The organism is Marinobacter sp. EN3, from assembly GCF_000475315.1.
GTDB classification, from domain to species: domain Bacteria; phylum Pseudomonadota; class Gammaproteobacteria; order Pseudomonadales; family Oleiphilaceae; genus Marinobacter; species Marinobacter nauticus.
On the sequence record NZ_AXCC01000001.1, the window covers coordinates 371,518 to 394,646 of the forward strand.

The window sequence follows — 23,129 nt, forward strand, 5'->3', positions numbered from 1 at the left end:
GAAACCGGGCCGCGTCTGATCAGGCAAAGATTAACCGATTCGGTAGTTGGGCGCTTCTTTGGTGATGGTCACATCGTGAACGTGACTCTCACGCATACCGGCATTGGTAATGCGAACAAACTCGGGCTTGGTACGCATTTCGTCCATGGTGGCGCTACCGGTGTAGCCCATGGAAGCGCGGATACCGCCAACCAGCTGATGCACGATATTACGCATCGGGCCTTTACAGGCCACACGGCCCTCAATGCCCTCCGGCACCAGTTTCTCGATGCCTTTGCTGGCATCCTGGAAATAACGGTCGCTGGAACCCTGCCCCATGGCGCCGATAGAGCCCATGCCGCGATACGCTTTGTAGCTGCGACCCTGGAACAGTTCGACTTCACCCGGAGCCTCATCGGTGCCTGCCAGCAGGCTGCCGATCATGACGCAGTGAGCGCCAGCAGCAATGGCCTTGGCGATGTCTCCGGAGAAGCGGATACCGCCGTCTGCAATCAGTGGCACACCGCGGTCCTTCAGGGCAGCGGCGACATTGGAAACCGCAGAAATCTGGGGCACACCAATGCCGGCGACGATCCGGGTGGTACAGATGGAACCGGGGCCAATACCTACCTTCACGGCGTCTGCGCCAGCTTCGGCCAGGGCGATGGCAGCATCACTGGTGGCGATATTGCCGCCAATGACCTGAACATCCGGGTAGTTTTGTTTCACCCAGCGAACCCGATCGATCACGCCCCTGGAATGGCCATGGGCGGTATCCACCACGATCACATCCACCCCGGCTTCTGCCAGTGCGGCTACGCGAGCTTCGGTGTCACCACCGGTGCTGACCGCCGCGCCAACTCGCAGGCGCCCCTGCTCGTCCTTGCACGCCAGCGGATAGTCCTTGGCTTTCTGAATGTCTTTTACCGTGATCAGGCCACGAAGCTGGAACTCATCGTTTACCACCAGAACTTTTTCAATGCGGTGACGATGCAGAAGCTCTTTTACTTCTTCCAGATCGGCGCCTTCCTTGACGGTAACAAGCTTGTCCTTGGGCGTCATGATATCCCGGACGGGGGTATCCATGCGGCTTTCAAAACGGATATCACGGCCAGTCACGATACCGACAAGGTCATTGCCATCGACAACCGGGAGGCCGGAGATATTGTTGGCCATGGTGATATCGACCAGCTCACGCACGGTGGTACCCGGAGATACGGTGATCGGATCCTTGACCACACCACTTTCGAACTTCTTGACCTTGCGGACCGCAGCCGCCTGCTGCTCCACCGTCATGTTCTTGTGCATGATACCGATACCGCCTTCCTGGGCCATGGCGATGGCCAGCTCCGCCTCGGTTACCGTATCCATGGCCGCCGAGACCAGCGGAATATTCAGGGTAATACCCTTGGTCAGCTGGGTTTTCAGGTCGACCTGGTGAGGGAGAACTTCAGAATATCCGGGCACGAGCAGAACGTCGTCAAACGTGAGGGCTTCTTCGGCAATACGCAGCATTGGGATCCGCCTTTTGAACATGCTAAGTTGGGAATTTCCGTGCCGCACCCGCGGCGGTGCGACAAAGCAAAATCCTTAATCGATCTATTATAAAGTGGTGCGTAAGGACAGTAAACCGCGCGGTTTTTGCCATTTGGTTGCATCTTTTTGAATTTCCGTTATTTTTGGCCATCTCTTTCGGCTATTGCTTATGAATAATCCTGGAGCCCGCCCTGTGAGCACCCCTTATCCGGACACCCGCCCACGAGCACTCACAGTCAGTGAGCTCAACCACCAGGCGCGCCACCTGCTGGAATCAAGCTTTATGCAGGTCTGGGTGGAGGGAGAACTCTCGGGCTTTTCCAGACCATCCTCCGGGCACTGGTATTTCTCACTCAAGGATCAGAAATGCCAGATCCGCTGCGCCATGTTCCGTGGCGCCAACCAGCGCATCCGCACCCTGCCCCGGGAAGGTGACCAGATCCGGATTCGCGGCAAGGTGACCCTGTACGAGAACCGCGGGGATTTCCAGATCATCGTGGAACACCTCGAGCCCGCTGGGTTGGGCGCCCTCCAGCAGGCTTTCGAGGCCCTCAAAGCGAGACTCCAGGGCGAAGGCCTGTTTGACCCGGCCCGAAAGAAACCGATTCCCGCCACGCCCAGACATATTGGTGTGGTTACCTCGCCAACTGGCGCCGCCATCCACGATATTCTGACGGTACTCAAGCGGCGCTGCCCGGCTATTCCGGTCACGCTCTATCCCACCGCCGTCCAGGGCCAGCCGGCCACCGCCGATATTGTCCAGGCCATTGACCGGGCGCAGCAGCATGGTCTGGCCGATGTCCTGATCATCGGCCGGGGTGGCGGCTCCCTGGAAGACTTGTGGTGCTTCAACGAAGAAGCCGTCGCGCGGGCCATTGCCGCCTGCCCCATCCCGACCGTCAGCGCCGTTGGCCATGAGGTCGACGTCACCATTGCTGATTTTGTCGCGGACTTGAGAGCCCCCACGCCGTCGGCCGCCGCTGAGAAGATCTCGCCCGACCAGCAGGACTGGCTCCGTCGACTGACCGAGCAGCAGGGGCGTCTTGGCCAGTCTGCACGCCGCTTATTGCAAAGGCTGGATAACCAGTTGGGGCACCTGTCTGCCCGGCTCAGGGATCCTCGACGGGAACTACTGGAAAAGGCGCAACGCATGGATGAGCTTGAGCTGCGACTGAACAAGGCCATCCGTAACAGACTGGACCAGCAGAAGCAGAAAACCGATTACCTGCTTCAAAGGATGAGCGCACAATCCCCACGCCGAACCCTGAAAACGGTAAGAGAACAGACCCAACGTCTCGAGGAACGCCTGACACTCGCGACCCGTCACCAGCTGCGCCAAAAAGACGAGCGATTACAGCACATTGCACAAACCCTTCATGTTGTCAGCCCCCTGGCCACCCTCGGAAGAGGCTACGCCATCGTCAAGGATGACAATGACCGGATCGTTCGCAAGGCTGGTGATCTGGAAACTGGCAGTCAGATTACCGCAAGACTTGGCCATGGCTCGGTGTCCGCCCGGGTGACAGAGATCAATTCTTCGAGCGAATAGCGCCACAGAGCCTGGCAACTACGCCTATGGTCTACTAGCCCCGGATTTCAAAGCTCCTAAAGTTGTCGATAACAACGATAAAACAACAACACGGACAACCGAGGTGGAGCACAATGAGCTACAACTCCGAATTTCGCCGGTCCATTGACCAGCGGGATGATTTCTGGCGTGAGCAGGCGCAGCACATCGACTGGATCAAAGCCCCGAATACGATCTGGCGCGCCCTCGATAACGGCCATGGCGAATGGTTTCCGGACGGTGAGCTGAACACCAGCGACGTAGCCCTGGACGCCAATATCCGTGCCGGCCGCGGCGACCAGAAAGCCCTGATTTATGACTCCCCGGTCACCAGCACCAAACAGTCATTCACCTACAACGAACTGCGTGATGAAGTTGCCCTGTTCGCCGGCGCCCTGCGTGCCCGCGGAGTAGAAAAAGGTGACCGCGTAATCATCTATATGCCGATGATTCCCCAGGCAGCCATCGCCATGCTGGCCTGCGCCAGGCTGGGCGCAGTCCATTCGGTGGTCTTCGGCGGTTTTGCAGCACACGAACTGGCCGTTCGCATTGAAGATGCCAAACCCAAGGCACTGATTACCGCCTCCTGCGGCATCGAAGTTACCAAGGTGATCGAATACAAACCGCTGGTAGACAAGGCTATAGAGCAATCCAGCCACAAACCGGACGCGTGCGTGGTATTCCAGCGGCCACAGGTCAAGGCAACCATGCAGGAAGGCCGAGACTTTGACTGGAACGAGATCGTGGCCAACGCCACCCCGGCCGAACCGGTACCCGTCAAAGCCAACGACCCACTTTATATTCTCTACACCTCCGGTACCACCGGGAAACCCAAAGGCGTCGTCCGTGACAACGGGGGCCACGCCGTTGCCCTCACTTACAGCATGAAGCTGGTCTACGACGCCAAACCCGGAGACGTTTACTGGGCGGCCTCAGATGTTGGCTGGGTGGTAGGCCATAGTTACATTGTTTATGCACCGCTCTTTACCGGCTGCACCACCATTTTTTACGAGGGCAAACCGGTAAAAACCCCGGATGCCGGCGCATTCTGGCGCGTGGTTCAGGACCACAAGGTCAATATGCTGTTTACCGCGCCCACCGCATTCCGTGCAGTGCGCAAGGAAGACCCGGAAGCAGATCAGTTGAGCCGCTACGATGTTTCCTCCCTCAAACGGATTTTCCTGGCCGGCGAGCGCCTGGATCCACCCACCTATGAATGGCTGAAGGAGCATACCGGGCTGCCCATCCTCGATCACTGGTGGCAGACCGAAACGGGCTGGGCCATATGCTGCAACCCGGTCGGCATTGAAATGATGACTACGAAACCCGGCTCTGCAACCGTGCCCTCACCCGGCTTCAACGTTCAGGTAGTGGACATGGAAGGCAGCCAGGTACCCGCGGGCGAACAGGGCCAGGTTGCAGTCAAACTGCCATTACCGCCGGGCTGCCTGATGACCGTATGGGGCGACGACCAGCGCTTCCAGAACAGCTACCTCAAGCCAATCCCTGGCTTCTACAGCTCCGGCGACGGTGGTTTTATCGATGATGACGGCTATGTCTTCATCATGGGGCGGACGGATGATGTAATTAACGTCGCCGGGCACCGGCTCTCTACCGGCGAGATGGAAGAAGTCGTTGCATCCCACCCGGCGATCGCGGAATGCTGCGTAGTGGGCGCTCATGACGATATGAAGGGTCAGATTCCGGTTGGCCTGGTGCTGATCAAAGATGGCGCCACCATTGACCAGGATGAACTGGAGGAGGAGCTGGTAGAGATGGTTCGCGAGAAGATCGGGGCTATTGCCTGTTTCCGCCGGGCTATCGTTGTTGACCGTTTACCCAAAACCCGCTCCGGCAAGATCCTGCGACGTATTATTCGCCAGATTGCCGATGGCGAGGAGTACACGGTACCCAGCACCATCGACGACCCGGCCATTCTGGAAGAAATCAGCGAGAAATTCGGTCGCTGATCAAACCTCCATCCGCTGAGCCACAGAACACCCGGGGCGCTCTTGGTCGAGAGCAGCCCCGGGTTTCACTTTGATTACAACTTATTGTTTTTTATCAATTAAAAAACACTTGCTGATCATAAAAAAAACAATTGACGCCTTTCAAAGTCGGTCTATACTGAAAATTGCTGTGTACTTCTGCAGCGTTATTTGGCGAATGCGTTACAACGTCCTGCCCTTGGCTTTTCGTTGCCCCTTCCTCAGTGCGCTCCGGATGTCCCAGCTCGAAAGAAGGTCCCGTGAGGGAAAATTATCAGTAAGACAGGAAAGATCGATGTCCGATACCAAAACCGGCCACGTAAAGTGGTTCAACGAATCCAAGGGCTTTGGCTTCATCGCCCAGGAAGGCGGCAGTGACGTTTTCGTTCACTACAGTGCAATCAACGCAAACGGTTTCCGTACTCTGGCCGAAGGTCAGCAGGTACAGTTCACCGTAACCCAGGGCCCGAAAGGCCCGCAGGCCGAAAACGTAACGCCGCTCTAAGCCGTTATGTTAACGTCCTGATGCCCCTCACGGGCAGAAACAAGAAAGGCCGGTAATCCTGGGATTACCGGCCTTTCTGTTTGTTTAAGGGATTATCCGTTCAGGCAGTCTCGGCTGCTTCTGCAGAAACAGACTCGGACCGACTATCATCGAGCACCTGGGCTACAGCCGAGAACAGAGCTTGCAACGTTGCCGAGGTGGTATCCTCTGCCAGGGCTGCCGCACTGCAGTGCTTGCCATTGGCTGTGAGCCGTATGCATGCCAGAGCATTGGCATTGGTACCCTCGCCCAGCGCAAACTCATCATAGGCTTCAACCGCCACCGAGACCCCAAACTGCCGGGACAGTGCATCGGAAACGGCCTCAACGGCTCCCAACCCACGACCTTCAAGGGTAACCGGCGCGGCATCACCCCCAACAACCACCTCGGCCCGCACCCCATTGTCATCCCGATGCAGGTCATAGGAGCGAAGAGCCCAATCGCTGTGCACCTTCAGATATCGCTCTTCAAACAAACGGTGAATGGTGTGTGAGTCGATCTCGCCCCCATTGGTTTCAGCCTCGCGCTGAACCACCTTGCTGAACTCGATCTGCAGCCACCGCGGCAAGGTAATGTCGTAGTCGCGCTCGAGTACGTAAGCGACGCCGCCTTTGCCGGACTGACTGTTGATACGAACCACTTCCTCGTATCGGCGACCGACATCGAACGGATCGATGGGCAGGTAAGCCACGTTCCAGGCATCGCCCTCTTTCCGACGGGAGAGACACTTGCGAATGGCGTCCTGATGGCTGCCGGAGAAAGCGGTAAAGACCAGCTCACCGGCATAGGGATGACGCGGATGAGTGGAAATTTCGGTGCACGCCTCCACCACTTCGGTGATTTCGGCCATGCCGGACAGATCCAGGGTAGGGTCAATCCCCTGGGAATACAGGTTCATAGCCATGGTGACCAGGTCCATGTTACCGGTGCGCTCGCCGTTGCCCATCAGGGTGCCTTCCACCCGATCTGCCCCGGCCATCACGCCGAGTTCGGCAGCGGCCACCGCGCAGCCCCGGTCATTGTGGGTATGCAGGCTGATGCTGATGTGCTCCCGATAGCGAATGTTGTCACAGATCCACTCCACCTGATCTGCGAAGACATTGGGCGTTGCCATTTCAACAGTCGCCGGCAGGTTAATGATAACCGGTTGCCCCTGGTCCGGGCGCCAGACATCGTTGACGGCATCAATCACACTGGCCGCAAAGTCCAGCTCCGTACCGGTAAAACTCTCTGGCGAATACTGGAAGGTCCACTCCGTGTCCGGATAGCGGGCGGCGATGTCCCGCACGATGGTGGCGCCGTGGACCGCGATATCGCGGATACCGTCCCGGTCCAGACCGAACACCTGTTCCCTCTGCACGGTCGAGGTGGAATTGTAAACGTGCACAATCGCCCGTTTGGCGCCCTCAAGGGCCTGATACGTCCGCTCGATCAATTCAGGGCGAGCCTGGGTCAGCACCTGGATCTTTACATCATCCGGAATCCTGTTTTCTTCGATCAGCTTGCGACAGAAATCAAAGTCCGGCTGGCTGGCTGCCGGGAAACCGATTTCGATCTCTTTGAAACCCAGCTTGACCAGCAAATCGAACAAACGCTGCTTCTGGGCAACAGACATGGGTTTGACCAGGGCCTGGTTGCCGTCCCGAAGATCCACAGCGCACCAGGCCGGGGCTTTCTGGATAACCTGATCGGGCCAGCGACGGTCTTTCTTGGCGACCGGCTGGAATGCAACGTATTTGCGATGGTCAAAAGCCATGATGAAAATTCCTTCCGATATCAAACAGTGATTGGAACACACACAGTGTAAAGGCTGGAGCGAGCTATTTGGTTGCCATTTTCTGGCCGCACAACCAGATAATGCCATATAATTTCACAAATCCTTTAATAAGAGACAGAAAATGCCCGATACCGAGAAAACGCTTGTCAAAATTGACAAGCTGGACCGAAAAATCCTCGAACAATTGCAAAAAGACGGCTCACTGACCAATCAGCAACTGGCCGAGAAAGTCGGGCTATCCCCGTCCCCCTGCCTTCGGCGAGTTCGCGCCCTCGAAGAGGCGGGCATTATCGTGCGGACGGTCACCATTCTGGATCACAAAAAACTGGGGCTGTCGCTGACCGCCATTATTCTCATTGGCATGGACCGGCATACACCAGAGCGCTTTGCCGCGTTTGAGGAACAGGTGGGGGAATACCCGGAGGTTCAGGAGTGTTATCTGATCACTGGTCAGAGTGCGGACTACATGCTCAAAGTGGTCGTGCCGGATATGGACCACTACCACCACTTCCTGTTGAACAGGATAACCCGTATTCCCGGCGTTAGCGGTGTTCACTCCAGCTTTGTTCTCCGGCGCGTCATCCACAGCACCGCGCTGCCGCTGGGCTATTTGTCCTGAGCCACCAGGTTGTCCAGATAAGCGCGGGCCATGGTTTTCATTTCCTGTACCAACAATACGCCCTGCTCATCCGGCAGGGTGGCCGCCAGCCGAAGAATCGTGCCGGCAGAACGGGGTAACAGCAAACTGGCTGTCCAGCGACGATCTGCCGGCAAATCGGGATACTCCTCCTGCAGACGGGCATCCAGGTCCCGGGCGTTGCTGTAGAGTTCGCGAAGATCCAGCTGCCTCAGTTCCGGCATGGCTTCCACACCGCTCCAGATCGCGGAATAGGCGGGCTCGGTGCGGTAGAAGTCGTAAAACAGATCAATCAGGACATCCACCGCGTCGCTCAGGCTCAGCTGCGGGAGCTTGGCCCTCAGCGCCTGCTCCATCTTCTCAACATGTCGCTCCGCAATAGCATTGACAATCGCCGCTTTATTCGGGAAATAGCGGTAAAGCGATGCCAGAGACATGCCGGACTGCCGGGCGATGGCCGACATACTGGTGCTGTCGACGCCCTGCTCGTGAAAGATCCCGGCAGCATGCTGCAGTATGGTGTTCACCCGTTCCCGGCTGCGGGCCTGAACCGGGCGCCGGCGGGGTGACACATCGATGGATTCGTCAGTCATTATCTGTACCTTGTGATGCAGGCTCCGTACAATAACGCCCACTCTACGACAATGAAAGGCTGTGGCGGGCATCCCGCCTTGCCAATTAGTCTGACTCCCACTTTTCTGATGACAGCGGAAGACACGATGCGAGCGAGCCGTTACCTGATAGCTACCCAGAAAGAGACCCCTTCCGACGCCGAAATTATCAGCCATCAGCTGATGCTGCGGGCGGGCATGATCCGTAAACTGGCCGCCGGCCTTTACACCTGGTTGCCGTTAGGGTTGCGCACCCTGCGTAAGGTGGAGCGAATCGTCCGTGAAGAAATGGACAAGAGCGGCGCCCAGGAAGTTCTGATGCCGGCGGTACAACCCGCCGAACTGTGGCAGGAATCCGGCCGCTGGGAACAGTACGGTGGAGAACTGCTGCGCCTGAACGACCGCCATGGCCGCGATTTCTGCTTCGGCCCTACTCATGAAGAAGTTATCACCGATCTGATCCGGAACGAACTGAAAAGCTACAAAGAGCTGCCGGCCAACTTCTACCAGATCCAGACCAAGTTCCGCGATGAGCGCCGGCCGCGGTTTGGCGTGATGCGCGCCCGCGAGTTCATCATGAAGGATGCCTACTCGTTCCATCTGAACGCGGAATCCCTGGATGAAACCTATAAGGTGATGCACCAGACCTACTGCAACATTTTCGACCGGCTGGGGCTCGACTACCGCCCGGTACAGGCGGACTCCGGTTCCATTGGTGGCAGCTCCTCCCATGAATTCCACGTGCTAGCCTCCTCTGGCGAAGACGCCATCGTATTCAGCACCAGCGGTGACTACGCCGCCAACATCGAAAAAGCCGAAGCGGTAGCACCTGCCGGCGAGCGCCCTGCCCCCGGCGAGGAACTGAAAGAGGTTCATACCCCGGGTCAACGCACCATCGACGCTGTTTCCCAGTTCCTGGGCCTGCCGGCTGAGCGCAGTGTGAAAACACTGCTGGTAAAGGCAGAGGCGGATGAGAATGGTGAATCCGGCCTGGTGGCCCTGATTCTGCGCGGCGATCACACCCTGAATGAGATCAAGGCTGAGAACCTCCCCGGCATTGCCGAGCCGCTGACCATGGCAACCGACGAGGAAATCGAAAAAGCCATCGGCTGCAAGCCAGGCTCCATCGGCCCGGTCAAGCTGCCGGTGCCGGTTATCGTGGATCGCAGCGCAGCACACCTGGCAGATTTTGTCTGCGGCGCCAACAAGGATGATTATCACCTGACTGGCGTAAACTGGGAACGTGATGCCGAAATCAGCCGTGTGGAAGATCTTCGCAATGTGGTCGAGGGCGATGCCAGCCCGGATGGGAACGGCACACTGGAGATCCGTCGCGGCATTGAAGTTGGCCACATTTTCAAGCTGGGCAATAAGTACAGCAAGGCCATGAACGCCTCGGTTCTGGATGAACACGGCAAGACTTCGATTATGGAAATGGGCTGTTATGGTATTGGCGTTTCCCGCATCGTCGCGGCATCCATCGAGCAGAACCACGACGAGAAGGGCATCATCTGGCCGGATGCCATCGCACCGTTCGAGGTGGCCATTGTTACCCTGAATGGTCACAAATCTCCGGTGGTGGCCGAGGCTGGCGACAAGCTTTACGAACAGCTTCGCCTAGCTGGCTACGATGTTCTGCTGGATGACCGCAACGAACGCCCGGGTGTGAAATTCGCAGATATGGAGCTGATTGGCATCCCCCACCGCTTCGTGGTCTCAGAACGCGGCCTGAGCGCCGGAACCCTGGAATACAAGGGTCGGCGGGACGAGGAAAAACAGGACATTCCTGTGGATGAGGCTCTGTCGTTCCTGGTGAAGGCATCGCCCAAAGGCGGCTTGTAACCCTGAACCATACACACCGGAAGGCTGCCCCCAGCCTTCCGGTGTGTTAACGACGTCTCCGCAGATCAGGCGTTGCCCACAATCCCCGGCTCCATCTCCAGCTCAACGCCGAATTTCTCAAGCACAGACTGGCGCACGTCATCAGCCAGGGACAGCACATCCTGGCCAGTTCCACCGGAATGATTGATCAGCACCAGCGCCTGGCGGTTGTGAACCCCGACCCGGCTGTTACGAAACCCCTTCCATCCCGCCTGGTCAATAAGCCATGCAGCCGCCAGTTTGACCTGACTATCCGCGGGATAGGACACAACATCCGGAAACCGGGCCTGAAGCTCCCGAAACTGAGCCAATCCTATAACCGGGTTTTTGAAGAAACTGCCTACATTCGGCAATACCGCAGGGTCCGGCAGTTTGCGATGACGGACAGCCATCACGCCCTCGGCCACCGCCAGGGGTGTTAACTCAGCCTCGTTAACGTCGCCAAAGTAATCCTGAAGATCCCGATAACCAATCTTCAAAGGCGCATTACGGGACAACCGGAGCCGGATTTCAAGGATGATGTAGAGGCCCGGCCGGTGCTTGAACAGGCTGTCGCGATAACCGAATTCGCAGGCGCTTGCAGGCAGGGTTTCAACCTTCAGAGTCTGGCGGTTCAGTACCGTGACACTGTCAAGACAGTCACCCAATTCGGTGCCATAAGCCCCGATGTTCTGTACCGGGGCGGCACCGGCGGTGCCCGGGATCAACGCCAGGTTCTCGATCCCGCGATAACCGGAACGAGCGGCGTAAAGCACAGCCTCGTGCCAGTTCTCACCGGCTTTCAACACCAGTACCGCGCCGTGATCGTCTACCTGCTCCCAGCTTCGGCCACGCAGTGCCATCCGGATGACCAGGCCGGGATAATCGCCGGCAAACACCAGATTACTGCCACCGCCCAGTACCAGAATGGACTGTTCGTGGTTACAGGCCCAGGAAAGCGCCTGTTTGAGCTGATCCGGATTTTCGACTTCCACCAGGTATCGGGCCGTTACCGGCACAGCCAGGGTATTCAATCCCTGAAGGCTGGCCCACTCCTGAATCTGCAGATCCTGACTCAAGCCAGCCGCCTCCGGATTTCGTCCAGGAGGCCGGAACTGGCGTCATGAATCAGATCAAGCACGTGCTCAAATCCATCCTCTCCGCCGTAGTAAGGATCGGGCACCTCGGCCAACCGGGAGTCACCGTAATCCAGAAACAAGCGCGGCTCCGTGCCCCCATTCTGGTGCCAGACCTCTCGAACATCCGCGAGATTAGACCGATCCATCACCAGCACATAGTCAAATTGATCCAGATCTTCTGCACGGAACTGGCGGGCACGAAGGTCGCTGATGTCGATACCACGGCGCGCCGCGGCGGCAGTTGCCCGCTCGTCCGGAGATTTACCGATATGCCAGTTGCCGGTGCCGCAGGAATCAATATGCAGTCTGCCGAACAGGCCTTGTTCCCGGGCGAGGTGGCGAAAAACGCCCTCAGCACTGGGAGAGCGACAGATATTGCCCAGGCAGACAAACAAGACACTTACGCGATCAGCCATGGGAACCCCCTTTTTCCATCAGCGCCCGCAGACGGGCCAGATCCTCTTCGGTATCTACCCCCGGAGCCGGTGGCCGGTCCGCCACATCCACATGAATAAGAGCGCCGTTATAGAGTGCCCGCAACTGTTCCAGGGATTCCACCCGTTCGGTGGGGGCCGGCAGCCAGGTAACAAACTCACTGAGCACACTGGCACGATAACCATAGATGCCAATGTGCCTGAAATAGCCGATGCCATCCGGAAGGTCCACATCCTGGGTAGCAGCCCCCGCTGGCCAGAAGTCCCTGGCCCAGGGAATCGGTGCCCGACTGAAATAATGAGCCATGCCCCGGGCATCGAAGACCACTTTCACAACATTGGGGTTGAACACCTGGCGGGCATCGTGAATCCGCTCGCACAGTGTTGCGATGGCGGCCTCCTGGTACTGTTCAAGGTTATCGGCAACCTGATTGATCAGTTCAGGCGGTATCAGAGGCTCGTCCCCCTGAACGTTGACCACGCGATGATCCGGATCCAGCTGCAGCTTCCTCGCCACTTCTTCAAGGCGGTCTGTGCCACTGGCATGATGGGGCGAGGTCATGATGACTTCTGCACCAAAACCAAGACACGCCTCCTCGATACGGGCATCGTCGGTCGCGACCACCACGCGGCTGGCGCGGCTCTCATTCGCCCGCTCGCAGACATGCTGGATCATCGGCTTGCCGGCAATCATGGCCAGAGGTTTGCCGGGCAAACGACTGGAAGCGTATCGAGCGGGAATGACAACGGTAAATGACATGGTTGCGTCCTGCGGGTGACTCAGTGTTTGTCGAGGCGCTCGTCTGTGCTGAGGGTGCGGGCTTCAACCGCCAGCATAACCGGAATCCCCTCACGAATGGGGAACGCCATGGCATCCTGGTAGCAAATCAACTCGGTGCGGGCATCGTTGAGCTTGAGCTCACCCTTGCACACCGGGCAGGCCAACATGGCCAGCAGTTTTTTATCCATGATTCGATTCCTCGCTGATATCAGGTTGCAACTGGCCAGAGCAGGCTCTGAGCCGTTCCAGAAAATGCCGTTCAAAAGGTTCCGACAACCGGGCCTGAACCGTCAAGACCCAGGCGTTATCCGGAGCAAAGCCCTGGCACTTCACTGCATCTTTGGCCGTCATTACCAACCATTCGAGAGCGCCCGACGCCAGGTCTTCGGGGCGAAAATGATGATGGTCAGGAAAGGGCACTTCATTGACGTGAGCGCCAAGAGTCCGGAGGGTATCGAAAAATCGACCGGGATTACCGATACCCGCCACCGCCCGTACCGGTTTACCTTCAAGCCGCCCCGGCGACAGGGTCTCACCGGAATTCAGATTCACCAGAGCCGAGGGCACCAGCTCCATGGCATGAATCTCCGGATGATCAACGCCGGCAAAGCTATCGATGGTCTCGCCAGCCTCCGGAAACTCCGCTCCGTTAAGAACGACAAAGTCGACACCGTTCAACCGTTCAACCGGCTCCCGCAGCGGACCGACCGGAATGATGGCACCGTTTCCAGTGCCACGCCGGGCATCAAATACTGCCAGTTCAATGTCTCTGGGCAGACGGTAGTGCTGCAGGCCATCGTCACAGATCAGTACATCGCCCAGGCCATTCTCCAACGCCCAGCGAGCCCCACGACAGCGATCCGGGTCAACCACCACCGGGCATCCGGTGGACCGTGCCAGCATCAGGGGTTCGTCACCACAGATGCCCGCAGGGGTCCCGTCAGCGACCAGTAAGGGGTACTGAGAGCTTTTACCACCGTAGCCACGGCTGAGAATCACCGGTTTCCAGCCATGTTGATTCATGCACTGAACCAGGCTGGCAGTGAGAGGTGACTTACCAGTGCCGCCAGCGGTGATATTGCCCACCACCACAACCGGGACCGGCAGCAATTCGTTTCGCGCATGCCAGGCCTTTCGACGCCTGGACTCAGACACCGCCCGATATAACCAGGCCAGTGGTGTGAGCAGTGCAAGAGGCCTGCCCTGCCCGTACCAAAGCCGGTCAACCAGGCTGGTGCTCATGCGTGCTCGCTGAACTGAATCTGATGCAGCTGGGCATATGCCCCACCCGCAGCCAACAGCTCACCATGACTTCCGGACTCAACAATGCGGCCATTGTCCATGACCAGAATCCGGTCGGCCTTCTCAATGGTGGATAGCCTGTGTGCGATCACCAGCGTGGTACGGCCCTGCATAACCGTTTCCAGCGCTTCCTGAATATGGCGTTCGGATTCCGTATCCAGCGCCGATGTCGCCTCATCCAGAATGAGAATTGGGGCGTCCTTGAGGATGGCCCGCGCAATCGCAAGCCGTTGGCGCTGGCCACCGGAAAGCATCACACCATTGTCGCCAATCATGGTGTCGAGCCCTTCCGGCATGCGGTTGATAAACTCTAGCGCGTGGGCCTTTTCAGCCGCTTCCATAATTTCTTCCCGGCTGCAGTCGCGCAGGGAACCGTAGGCAATGTTGGCGGCGATGGTATCGTTGAACAGCACCACGTTCTGGTTCACCAGAGCAATCTGGGCACGCAGGGACTGAAGCGAAAACTCCTTCAGTTCATGGTCATCAATGCGGATAGCTCCCCCGGTGTACTCGTAGAAACGGGGTAACAGGCTGACCATGGTCGACTTACCACTGCCTGACCGGCCCACCAGTGCGACACTCTGGCCGGCTGGAATATCGATGGTTATCCCTTCAAGCACATTGTCGAGCTGATCCCGGTATCGGAAAGACACCTGGTCAAATGTGATGTCGCCTTTGACCCGCTGCGGGTTGTAGGAGCCCTGGTCCTCTTCCGGCTTTTCATCCATGGTCTCGAACACATCAAACGCAGCCGCCACACCCTTCTGAATCTTGGCGTGCACGGAAGTGACCTGGCGAATGGGCTTGGCCATCGTCGTCGCCGCGGTGATGAACGCAATCAGCTGACCAGTCGACATCTCACCCCGAATCTCCGGCGCAAGCATGGTCCACACCAGCGCGGCGATAGCAAAAGCCACCAGCACCTGAATGACCGGGACACTGATCGCCTGAGTAGAAGCCATTTTCAGGCTCTGTTTCAGGTTACGGGCACTGACCTCACGAAACCGCTCCCGTTCATAATCTTCGCCTCCGAAGGTGCGCACCACCCGGTATCCGGTGATCGACTCGGAGGCCACATGGGTGATATCGCCCATGGAACCCTGAATACGCTTACTGATTCGACGAAACCGTTTGCTGGCATAATTCACGACCAGACCAATGACCGGACCGGCCGTAAGAAAAATCAGGGTCAACTTCCAGTTGGTGTACAGCATGAAGCCGAGCAGACCCACTATGGTCAGCCCTTCGCGAAGGGTGATAGTCACCGCATTGGTCGCAGCATCCGCGACCTGCTCAACGTTAAAGGTGAGCTTCGAGACCAGACGCCCGGATGCGTTTTCATCATAGTATCGTGACGGTAAAGACATCAGGCGATCAAACACATCGTTGCGTAAGGCGTTGATCACGTTGCGCCCGACGTAGCTGATAAAATACTGGCTAAAAAACGTACCAACGCCTCTGAAGGCAAAAACACCCACGATCAGCCCGGTCAGCAACATCCGGTTCTGGTCGGACGGATTCTCGATCGCCGTGATCACATATTCCATCGCCGCGGCCATCCCGGTGGATGCAGCGGCGTAAATGATGTTTCCGAACACGGCGAGGGAGAACGCAAACCAGAAAGGCTTGACGTACTTGAGCAGGCGTTTGTAGGTGGTCCAGCTACCGGCAGGTGGCGTCTTGAGCGGCTCCGGCCTTGTCTGCATCACTGGCTTTCAGCCTCCCGCTCTGTGGTTATGCTCAGCTTGGCAAACCCCAGGCGACCGGCAACATCCATGGCCCGCACCACAAATTCATGGGGGGTTTGGGCGTCTGCAGTGATGATGAACGGCAGGCTGTTGTCGCCTTCGGCCAGCTCACTGACGCCACGCTCGAGGGTTTCCCGGCGATTGTTAACCAGTGGTCGGTCGTTCAGAAAGTACTGGCCCTCGGCATTGATCACCACATCAATCTGCCGGACCTCAGACGGAGCTGCCGGCTCTGCACTGGCTTCCGGAAGCTCCACCTGCAGATGACTCTCCCGGGTAAATGTGGTCGACACCATGAAGAAAATCAGCAGCAGGAACACCACATCAATCAGTGGCGTCAGATCTACCCCGACTTCCTGGCTTCGTTGGCGCTTGAACTTCACGGCGTTCAGGCTCCTTCAACGTCGATTTCGCGGTCTCCGTGGACCACTTCCACCAGTTTGATGGCTTCCTGCTCCATGTTGACCACCAATTCGTCTACGCGACGGATGAAATAGCGGTGACAGATCAGAGCAGGAATGGCGACACTCAGGCCAGCCGCAGTGGTGATCAATGCCTCGGAAATGCCTCCGGCCAGGTTGCCGGCATTGCCGACGCCGGCCAACTGGATTTCGGCAAACACTTTGATCATGCCGATAACGGTACCCAAAAGGCCCAACAGTGGCGTGATTGTGGCGATAGTGCCCAGGGGATTCAGAAAACGCTCCAGCTCGTGGATAACCTGGCTGGCCTCGTGTTCGATGCTTTCTTTCATGATCTCGCGACCATGTTTGGCGTTGATCAGGCCGCCGGCGAGAATCCGGCCAAGTGGCGAAGATGCCTGCAAGGCTTTCAGCTTGCGACCGTTAAGCTCTTTTTTCTTGATCCAGCGCCAGAGTTCGTTAATAGACTGCGGGGGCGCGACCCGAGAGGCCCGCAAGGTCCAGATTCGTTCCAGAATGATGGCAAGTGCCAGGATGGAACAGGCAACAATGGGCACCATCAGGATGCCACCGGCTTTCAACAGCTCGAACACGCTTGATCTCCCTGATTAGTTACAAGCCGCGCTACTTTAGCATAGCTGTCGGTGCAGGCCACACCCGGATTGTCACGGTATTTTACATTCACTCCTGGCAAGCCCCGGAGACGCTATCCAGAAAGGCTGTGTCTGCCAGAGCTCACTTATAAGCAGGCCTGAATCTGCGAACCTGAGCGTGATCTGGCCGGAGCAGGCCGTGTTCAATGGCACGGCACCACTGGCGCGGTACCGATCGGTTACTTCCGCATGCGGATGCCCGAAATGGTGCCGGTAGCCCGCCGTATAGATCACCTGATCCGGCGCCACCGCCTGTACCCAGCGTGTTGAAGATGAAGTTTTGCTGCCATGGTGTGGCGCCAGCACCACCCGCTGCGCAACGCGGTTCTCAAGCCACTCTGGGCCGCCGCCACCGAGCATCAGTTGCTCAACCTTCCGGCTGATGTCCCCGGTCAATACGAAATCGCTGTTGCTGGACGGGTGGTACACGCGTATCACGCACGAAGCGTCATTCCCGTCCGCAGGCAACGGATTTTGCCACAGCGACATCACCAGACCCGGCCACCGGATATTCCCCGGGCGACAACCTTCCACCGTCGCCGGCACGCGCCCGGCAATAAGAGCAGGCTCTCCGGAAATCACCCTTTTGATCGCGAAGTGCCCAGACAACGTCTCAAGACCGCCGGCGTGGTCATTATCAGCATGGCTCAAGACCAGCAGATCAATAACCTCGACGCCCATTGCCCGGAGATTCGGCACCAGCACCGAATCGGCGGCGGAGTAGACGCCCGCAACTTCCGGCCCGGTGTCATACACCATCACCCGGCCACCGGCGCGAACCACAACTGACAGCCCCTGCCCCACATCCAACACCCGGACTTCAGGTGCCTGTGTGACGGAATTGCCTATTCCTGCACCTGACCAGGGAACACTGAGCAACAGGAAGGTAACGCCCAGCAATGCCCGCCATCGCCAGTCCCTCCAGCGAATCCCCCAAAGCGCCAGCAACGCCAAACCTGCTGCCAATGGCAGTGGCAGAGGCTGCATCTGCCCTGCCGGGAACCGGGCCACCAGCTCCAGCCACCACCATAGCGCCCCCAGGACAAGGTCAAACCCGGCCGATACCCAGGGCAGGAGCCACCCCCCGGAAAGAAGAGCGATGATGGACCCCAGGAACAGTACCGGCATGACGGCAAACGACACCCAGGGCACCGCCAATAGATTGGCCGCGAAGCCTGCAAGAGGTTGGCCCTGATGCACCAGCATCAACATTGGCCACAACCCGACAAAGACCGCCAACTGGGCTATCAACAAAGCCGATAACCAACCCGACGAACCCAGACGCCCTGAAAATACCGCCAGCAGCACCCCGACAGCGCCAAAAGACAACCAGAAACCCTGGTCCAGAGGCGCAAACGGATCCATCAGAAGCACCACTGCCAGAGCCAGCACAAAGGGCCGCCAGCCGCTCTGTTGTCTTGCCTTGAGCAGATACCAGCCGCCGGCAACCACCATCACCAGGGCCCGCCGGGTTGGTACGGTAAAACCGGCCAATAGCGAATAGGCAAGGCAGCTGAGCACAACCACCAGAAAAACCAGAGAACGCCGGCCCTGCTCACTCAGACCACCAACCGGCAGCAACAGCAAGCCCCAGCGCGCCAACAGACCAACGCCGACCGCCACCAGACCCAGATGCAAACCAGAAATAGCCACCAGATGAATGGTGCCGGTCGACTTGAGTACCTGCCAGTGATGATCTTCCAGAGAACCCCGGTTACCCATTAGCAGAGACGCAATCAGGGGGTAGTATTCCGCTTCACCAAACCAACGCTGCAACTTCTTTGATGCTCGCCAGTGCCAGGCGTGGTACTGACATTGCAGTGCGCATGACAGCTCCGGTGCCGCAGAGACCTGTTTAACGGAACCGGTCGCCCGATAGCCGTGACGGAACAACCAGTCTTCGTAGCGAAACCCATCTGGATTCAGGTTGCCGTGAGGACGCTTGAGAGTGACCTCCAGTGTCAGGCGATGGTCGGGTAGCCTGCGCCCCTCCCTGCCGTACCAGGATAGTCGCAGGACGCGGGGCAAGTTGTTATCTACCGACACGCCAGGTGCCTGCCAGTGCAGGACACAGAATCCGAATCTCAGACTGTCAAAGCTTCCCGGCGTCGGCAAATCACAGAGATAGCCGGATACTACAATGCGCTTGGTTTCCCACTCCGAAGGCAGGCGCTCGGCCAGTCTCATATCGGCATTCCAGCCGGCCCAGACCAACCCCAGCGTCGCAGCAACCACCACGGGCCCGAGCCTCTGTATGCGCTGGTATCGACAGAACATAGCCAGCAACATTAACCCAACCAGCACAAACAGCCATGGATATGGTGGCAAGGTTGCGAGCCGATACAGTAAGATAACGCCGCAAGAGAAGGCGAGAATGCTGGCGAGTCCAACACCGAGCCTGCTGACCCGGTTGGAAACTGGGTTTTCGGACAATCCTTGTCCTCCAATTTTCGATAGCGCTGGCAGCCTCTGGGCTCCAGTGATTACTCAAAGCCAGGAAACAGGCCGAACTTCCTATGCCGAAGAAGTTCATGAAACGGTATTTGCCCACCCCTGAAAAGGTGCAGTCGATGCAATCGCTGCGTTTTCTGGGCGATATCCTCCATGAACCCAACCTGTGGCACATCAACCGGCACTGTGTTGCCAGGGCCTTCCTGGTGGGCGTCTGGTTCTGTTTTATTCCGATGCCTTTCCAGATGCTGGCAGCCGCATTCTGCGCCATCTGGTTTAACGCCAACCTGCCTTTATCCGTGGTTCTGGTCTGGATCAGCAATCCGCTGACCATGCCCCCGATGTTCTACTTTAATTACAAGGTGGGGGCCTGGATACTCAATCGGCCCGTTCTGGCGTTCGAATTCGAGCTTTCCTGGGACTGGATCAGCCACAGGTTGATCGATATCGGCGTGCCGTTGTACCTGGGTTCTCTGGTTCTGGCCACGGTTACCGCCTGCGTCGCTTACCTGATCATCCAGTATCTATGGCGCCGCAAGATCCGCACTGAATGGCAATTACGGCGTCGCCAGCGCAACAAGCGAACGCCCGCGAGCAATCAGGCCTCCTGAACCAATCGCCCCTGCTCCAGTCGCAGCACCCTTCCCAGGCTCCGGGCCATGGTCATGTCGTGGGTAACCATGATGAATGACGTCCCGGAATTATCACGCAGGTCGCCGATCAGGGCACGGATACCCTCCCCTGTGTGTTCATCCAGATTGCCAGTAGGCTCATCCATCAACACACACTCCGGACTGTTAACCAGCGCTCTGGCTATCGCTACCCGCTGACGCTCACCACCGGATAACTCGCCGGGTTTGTGCCTGAGCCGCTCACCCAGCCCCACCCGTTGCAGCAGTTGCTCCGCCTTAGGGCGGGCCTGCCTGGGTGGCATGCCGCCGAGCGCGCAGGGCAACATGACATTCTCAAGAGCGGTAAATTCCGGCAGCAGATGATGGAACTGATACACAAACCCCAGGTGCTGATTCCGGAACCGCGCCCGGCCTGCTTCCGATAGCTGATGAATATCCTTGCCACAGATCCGTATATGGCCTGAGGAAGGGCGATCCAAACCGCCCAGCAGGTTCAGCAAGGTGGTTTTCCCTGCCCCGCTACTGCCCACAATGGCAACCGTCTCGCCGGCCTTAACCTGAAGTGAGATGTCCGAGAAAATCGTCAGTGTTTCCGGCCCTTCACTGTAGGTGCGGGTAACCTTCTGACAATCAATCACCAGAGATGTCGTCTGCCCGTCACTCATAACGCAATGCCTCCGCCGGTTCGACCCGCGACGCACGCCAGGCCGGATAGATAGTTGCCAGCAGGCTCATGGCAAGGCCCGCACCGCTGATAATCAGTACATCCTGCAACTGGAGCTGCGACGGCAGGTAGCTGATGAAATAGACATCAGCGCTGAGAAACTGATGCCCCAGTGCCGATTCAAGCCACGAGATAAAGCCACTGATGTTCAGGGCGCCGAAAATCCCCAATGCAGTACCTGTGAGCGTGCCAAACACACCAATCACGGCACCCTGGATGATAAAGATCCTCATAATGCGCCCGGGCGTGGCGCCCATGGTTCGCAGGATGGCGATATCAGCGGTCTTGTCGGTCACCACCATGACCAGCGTTGACACAATATTGAAGGCCGCCACGGCCACAATGAACATCAACAGCAACCCGATCATGGTTTTTTCCATGCGGATTGCCTGAAACAGGTTGCCGTGGGTGCGGGTCCAGTCCGATACGTAATAGCGGCCTCCCAGGGTCCGGGCAACCTCATTGACAACTTTGGGCGCCGCAAACAGGTCATCCATTAAAAGCCGGATACCCTCCGCGCGGCCACCGGTACGCATCAAACGCGCCGCATCATCCATATGAATCAGCGCGTAGTTCCCATCAAGCTCGGCACCAACGCTGAAAATGCCCTTGACGGTAAAGCGCTTGAGTCTGGGCAACACGCCGGCCGGCGTTACCGAAGCTTCGGGCAATACCACCGTGAGTTTATCGCCTACCCCCAGTCGAAGGCTGTTTGCCATCAACCGGCCAATGATGATTCCGAATTCCCCGGACCGAAGCTCCTCAAGGCTGCCTTCGATGAAATGGTTCTCGATAATCGAAACGCTGGCCTCCTGCTCCGGCAGGACACCGTTGAGCATCACGCCCCGGACGTTACCACCACCGGTTACCATGCCCTGCCCCTGGATAAAGGGAGCCGCCGCCAGCACTCGCGGGTAGGCTTCAACCTTCTGGTCAATCTCCTGCCAGTTCTCCAGGGGACCGGAAGCCCCCTGAATCGTGGCATGAGGCACCATCCCAAGAATGCGCTGCTTGAGTTCGCGATCGAACCCGTTCATGACCGAGAGCACGATGATCAATACCGCAACGCCCAGCATCAGGCCAATCATTGAGGTCAGGGAGATAAAGGAGATGAAGTGATTACGTCGTTTGGCGGCGGTATATCGCAGGCCAATATAAAACGATAAGGGTCTGAACATGTAGGGGTGCCTGTCGCTACCTTGCGGTCCGTCGATTATTGAATCCCCGCTGGCTTCGATCATTACCTGGCCCGGAGATTTGCCAGGCCTCTTACCAGCCGTCGGGAAACTGCTAAACTGTTCTATAATCAATAAAAACCCGTCCGGAGACAGGATGCCAAGCCAGAATAAAACGCCACCGAGCGGAGACAGCCAGCGGGAGCGCCGGGAGTTCTTCCGGATAGACGACCGTATCGGGCTTGAGGTACGCCGCCTGGACGACGCCCATCCCGGCGACGATCCGTTCAATAACTCTCCACTGGAAGCCCTGAAAGCCGAGTTCCGGAGGCTGGACCAGGACGTACGTGCATACCTGGCAAGCCTGGCTGAGCGCGACCGCCTGCTGGCCGGGCTGGTCAAATCCCTGAACAGCAAGGTCGATACGCTGGCGCGCATTATCGCCTTTGAGCAAAATCCGTTGCAACCGGAGGACTGGCAGGATGTAACCCTGAGTGAGGGCGGGCTCTCATTCCGCTGGCCGACAGCAACCTTTGGCGCGGGTGACCGACTGGCCATTCGGATGACTCTACCACCAGAGCTATACCAGCCAAGAGCCATTGCTGAAGTACTGGATACCGAGCACGACAACCAAGGCGGCACACGGGTTCACACGCTGTTTGTTGAACTGGATGACAGCGACCGTCAGCAAATTGCCCGGCATGTGATGCGTTGGCAGATTCGGCAACGCCAAAAAGAGTAAGATACTGAAAAAGTGCTGACTTTTGCTAAGCTTTTCGGGATATTACGTTTTATTCATCTGCCGCAGACAGTGCGCAGTAATCATGCATTATTGGAGACTCCTCTATGACAAACTACCGCAATGTGATGGCTGCCGCCGTTTTGGCTACGGCTGTATTCGCCGGCTCAGCGCCACTGGCCCTTGCTGAGGAACTGAGGGTACCGGTCGGCAGCCAGGCCGACAGAAGCCAGATCAGCCTGCCCGCGAACGGCATGAGTGACGACTCCGTCCGGAATCGCTGGGGCGCCCCCCAGAACATCAAAGGCCCGGTCGGAGAACCCCCCATCAGTCAGTGGCATTATCAGGATTTTGTCGTCTATTTCGAAGGTAACCGCGTAATACATGCAGTGGCAAAGCAACACAAAGACTGATAAACACCCGCTTCATC

General features: G+C 57.8%; 22 protein-coding genes. 8 read left to right on the forward strand and 14 right to left on the reverse strand.

Translation table 11 applies throughout. The annotated features are described in order from the left end of the window. Window positions 1-30: 30 nt before the first annotated feature. Window positions 31-1,494 carry an IMP dehydrogenase gene (guaB, locus tag Q675_RS21210; RefSeq protein ID WP_022991076.1) on the reverse strand — a complete coding sequence of 488 codons (1,464 nt, stop codon included), beginning with the start codon at window positions 1,492-1,494 and terminating at the stop codon, window positions 31-33. Between the two features lie 190 nt (window positions 1,495-1,684). Here guaB and xseA point away from each other — a divergent pair, with 190 nt between their 5' ends. The 3 genes from xseA (at window position 1,685) to Q675_RS21225 (ending at window position 5,575) form a co-directional block, all read left to right on the forward strand. Then, entirely contained in the window at window positions 1,685-3,064 is a 1,380-nt protein-coding gene (gene xseA / locus Q675_RS21215) for an exodeoxyribonuclease VII large subunit (RefSeq protein ID WP_036192778.1), read from the forward strand. A 62-nt stretch (window positions 3,065-3,126) separates the two neighbouring features. Continuing rightward, window positions 3,127-5,052 (forward strand): propionyl-CoA synthetase, encoded by a 1,926-nt coding sequence (locus Q675_RS21220; protein ID WP_264673077.1) that lies wholly within the window; start codon window positions 3,127-3,129, stop codon window positions 5,050-5,052. 313 nt (window positions 5,053-5,365) lie between these two features. Continuing rightward, entirely contained in the window at window positions 5,366-5,575 is a 210-nt protein-coding gene (locus tag Q675_RS21225; RefSeq protein ID WP_011785214.1) for a cold-shock protein, read from the forward strand. Window positions 5,576-5,675: 100 nt separating this feature from the next. On the opposite strand, the gene leuA is transcribed toward Q675_RS21225, so the two are convergent. Further along, on the reverse strand, window positions 5,676-7,370 hold the full coding sequence (gene leuA / locus Q675_RS21230; protein ID WP_011785215.1) for a 2-isopropylmalate synthase: 1,695 nt from the start codon (window positions 7,368-7,370) through the stop codon (window positions 5,676-5,678). A 142-nt stretch (window positions 7,371-7,512) separates the two neighbouring features. On the opposite strand from leuA, the gene Q675_RS21235 reads away from it, so the two are divergent. Then, entirely contained in the window at window positions 7,513-8,010 is a 498-nt protein-coding gene (locus Q675_RS21235) for an Lrp/AsnC family transcriptional regulator (protein ID WP_023010434.1), read from the forward strand. Here the strand turns inward: Q675_RS21235 and Q675_RS21240 are convergent. Next, window positions 7,998-8,621, reverse strand: a complete 624-nt coding sequence (locus Q675_RS21240) for a TetR/AcrR family transcriptional regulator (RefSeq protein WP_023010435.1) — start codon at window positions 8,619-8,621, stop codon at window positions 7,998-8,000. The two genes, Q675_RS21235 and Q675_RS21240, sit on opposite strands and share 13 nt — an antisense overlap. 126 nt (window positions 8,622-8,747) lie before the next feature. On the opposite strand from Q675_RS21240, the gene Q675_RS21245 reads away from it, so the two are divergent. Continuing rightward, window positions 8,748-10,481, forward strand: a complete 1,734-nt coding sequence (locus Q675_RS21245; RefSeq protein WP_023010436.1) for a proline--tRNA ligase — start codon at window positions 8,748-8,750, stop codon at window positions 10,479-10,481. Between the two features lie 65 nt (window positions 10,482-10,546). Here Q675_RS21245 and murB read toward each other — a convergent pair whose 3' ends face one another. The 9 genes from murB to Q675_RS21290 all read right to left on the reverse strand — a co-directional run bounded on the left by murB (window position 10,547) and on the right by Q675_RS21290 (window position 19,411). Next, window positions 10,547-11,578: a UDP-N-acetylmuramate dehydrogenase gene (gene murB / locus Q675_RS21250; RefSeq protein WP_014421246.1), complete on the reverse strand. Its 1,032-nt coding sequence runs from the start codon at window positions 11,576-11,578 to the stop codon at window positions 10,547-10,549. Next, the gene (locus tag Q675_RS21255; protein ID WP_023010437.1) at window positions 11,575-12,054 is read right to left on the reverse strand and encodes a low molecular weight protein-tyrosine-phosphatase; all 480 of its coding nucleotides are present in this window, start codon (window positions 12,052-12,054) and stop codon (window positions 11,575-11,577) included. Before Q675_RS21255 ends, murB begins: the two co-directional genes overlap by 4 nt. Further along, a complete protein-coding gene (kdsB, locus tag Q675_RS21260; RefSeq protein WP_023010438.1) occupies window positions 12,047-12,832 on the reverse strand; it encodes a 3-deoxy-manno-octulosonate cytidylyltransferase in 786 nt (261 codons plus the stop codon). Before kdsB ends, Q675_RS21255 begins: the two co-directional genes overlap by 8 nt. A gap of 20 nt (window positions 12,833-12,852) precedes the next feature. Then, a complete protein-coding gene (locus Q675_RS21265; RefSeq protein WP_011785222.1) occupies window positions 12,853-13,041 on the reverse strand; it encodes a Trm112 family protein in 189 nt (62 codons plus the stop codon). Continuing rightward, complete coding sequence (gene lpxK / locus Q675_RS21270; RefSeq protein WP_023010439.1) at window positions 13,034-14,095, reverse strand: tetraacyldisaccharide 4'-kinase; 1,062 nt, start codon at window positions 14,093-14,095, stop codon at window positions 13,034-13,036. The genes Q675_RS21265 and lpxK overlap by 8 nt, the downstream gene beginning before the upstream one ends. After that, the gene (msbA, locus tag Q675_RS21275) at window positions 14,092-15,861 is read right to left on the reverse strand and encodes a lipid A export permease/ATP-binding protein MsbA (RefSeq protein ID WP_023010440.1); all 1,770 of its coding nucleotides are present in this window, start codon (window positions 15,859-15,861) and stop codon (window positions 14,092-14,094) included. The genes lpxK and msbA overlap by 4 nt, the downstream gene beginning before the upstream one ends. After that, entirely contained in the window at window positions 15,861-16,286 is a 426-nt protein-coding gene (locus Q675_RS21280; protein ID WP_014421240.1) for an ExbD/TolR family protein, read from the reverse strand. The genes msbA and Q675_RS21280 overlap by 1 nt, the downstream gene beginning before the upstream one ends. 5 nt (window positions 16,287-16,291) lie before the next feature. Next, entirely contained in the window at window positions 16,292-16,918 is a 627-nt protein-coding gene (locus Q675_RS21285; protein ID WP_014421239.1) for a MotA/TolQ/ExbB proton channel family protein, read from the reverse strand. A gap of 72 nt (window positions 16,919-16,990) precedes the next feature. Further along, the gene (locus Q675_RS21290) at window positions 16,991-19,411 is read right to left on the reverse strand and encodes a DNA internalization-related competence protein ComEC/Rec2 (RefSeq protein ID WP_031210972.1); all 2,421 of its coding nucleotides are present in this window, start codon (window positions 19,409-19,411) and stop codon (window positions 16,991-16,993) included. A gap of 83 nt (window positions 19,412-19,494) precedes the next feature. Here Q675_RS21290 and Q675_RS21295 point away from each other — a divergent pair, with 83 nt between their 5' ends. Further along, the gene (locus Q675_RS21295) at window positions 19,495-20,040 is read left to right on the forward strand and encodes a DUF2062 domain-containing protein (protein WP_022991069.1); all 546 of its coding nucleotides are present in this window, start codon (window positions 19,495-19,497) and stop codon (window positions 20,038-20,040) included. On the opposite strand, the gene Q675_RS21300 is transcribed toward Q675_RS21295, so the two are convergent. Beyond that, a complete protein-coding gene (locus Q675_RS21300; RefSeq protein ID WP_022991068.1) occupies window positions 20,028-20,726 on the reverse strand; it encodes an ABC transporter ATP-binding protein in 699 nt (232 codons plus the stop codon). The two genes, Q675_RS21295 and Q675_RS21300, sit on opposite strands and share 13 nt — an antisense overlap. Beyond that, window positions 20,719-21,963: a lipoprotein-releasing ABC transporter permease subunit gene (locus Q675_RS21305; RefSeq protein ID WP_023010442.1), complete on the reverse strand. Its 1,245-nt coding sequence runs from the start codon at window positions 21,961-21,963 to the stop codon at window positions 20,719-20,721. The genes Q675_RS21300 and Q675_RS21305 overlap by 8 nt, the downstream gene beginning before the upstream one ends. A gap of 154 nt (window positions 21,964-22,117) precedes the next feature. On the opposite strand from Q675_RS21305, the gene Q675_RS21310 reads away from it, so the two are divergent. Next, on the forward strand, window positions 22,118-22,702 hold the full coding sequence (locus Q675_RS21310) for a PilZ domain-containing protein (RefSeq protein WP_022991066.1): 585 nt from the start codon (window positions 22,118-22,120) through the stop codon (window positions 22,700-22,702). Window positions 22,703-22,806: 104 nt separating this feature from the next. Continuing rightward, window positions 22,807-23,112, forward strand: coding sequence for a hypothetical protein (locus Q675_RS21315; RefSeq protein WP_022991065.1), 306 nt, complete (start codon window positions 22,807-22,809; stop codon window positions 23,110-23,112). Window positions 23,113-23,129: the final 17 nt, after the last annotated feature.

Bases quoted from the DNA above. Each gene is read 5' to 3' on its own strand.
- guaB (WP_022991076.1), bottom strand. From the start codon at position 1,494: ATGCTGCGTATTGCCGAAGAAGCCCTCACGTTTGACGACGTTCTGCTC.
- xseA (WP_036192778.1), top strand. From the start codon at position 1,685: ATGAATAATCCTGGAGCCCGCCCTGTGAGCACCCCTTATCCGGACACC.
- Q675_RS21225 (WP_011785214.1), top strand. From the start codon at position 5,366: ATGTCCGATACCAAAACCGGCCACGTAAAGTGGTTCAACGAATCCAAG.
- leuA (WP_011785215.1), bottom strand. From the start codon at position 7,370: ATGGCTTTTGACCATCGCAAATACGTTGCATTCCAGCCGGTCGCCAAG.
- Q675_RS21235 (WP_023010434.1), top strand. From the start codon at position 7,513: ATGCCCGATACCGAGAAAACGCTTGTCAAAATTGACAAGCTGGACCGA.
- Q675_RS21240 (WP_023010435.1), bottom strand. From the start codon at position 8,621: ATGACTGACGAATCCATCGATGTGTCACCCCGCCGGCGCCCGGTTCAG.
- Q675_RS21245 (WP_023010436.1), top strand. From the start codon at position 8,748: ATGCGAGCGAGCCGTTACCTGATAGCTACCCAGAAAGAGACCCCTTCC.
- Q675_RS21255 (WP_023010437.1), bottom strand. From the start codon at position 12,054: ATGGCTGATCGCGTAAGTGTCTTGTTTGTCTGCCTGGGCAATATCTGT.
- kdsB (WP_023010438.1), bottom strand. From the start codon at position 12,832: ATGTCATTTACCGTTGTCATTCCCGCTCGATACGCTTCCAGTCGTTTG.
- Q675_RS21265 (WP_011785222.1), bottom strand. From the start codon at position 13,041: ATGGATAAAAAACTGCTGGCCATGTTGGCCTGCCCGGTGTGCAAGGGT.
- lpxK (WP_023010439.1), bottom strand. From the start codon at position 14,095: ATGAGCACCAGCCTGGTTGACCGGCTTTGGTACGGGCAGGGCAGGCCT.
- msbA (WP_023010440.1), bottom strand. From the start codon at position 15,861: ATGCAGACAAGGCCGGAGCCGCTCAAGACGCCACCTGCCGGTAGCTGG.
- Q675_RS21295 (WP_022991069.1), top strand. From the start codon at position 19,495: ATGCCGAAGAAGTTCATGAAACGGTATTTGCCCACCCCTGAAAAGGTG.
- Q675_RS21300 (WP_022991068.1), bottom strand. From the start codon at position 20,726: ATGAGTGACGGGCAGACGACATCTCTGGTGATTGATTGTCAGAAGGTT.
- Q675_RS21305 (WP_023010442.1), bottom strand. From the start codon at position 21,963: ATGTTCAGACCCTTATCGTTTTATATTGGCCTGCGATATACCGCCGCC.
- Q675_RS21310 (WP_022991066.1), top strand. From the start codon at position 22,118: ATGCCAAGCCAGAATAAAACGCCACCGAGCGGAGACAGCCAGCGGGAG.
- Q675_RS21315 (WP_022991065.1), top strand. From the start codon at position 22,807: ATGACAAACTACCGCAATGTGATGGCTGCCGCCGTTTTGGCTACGGCT.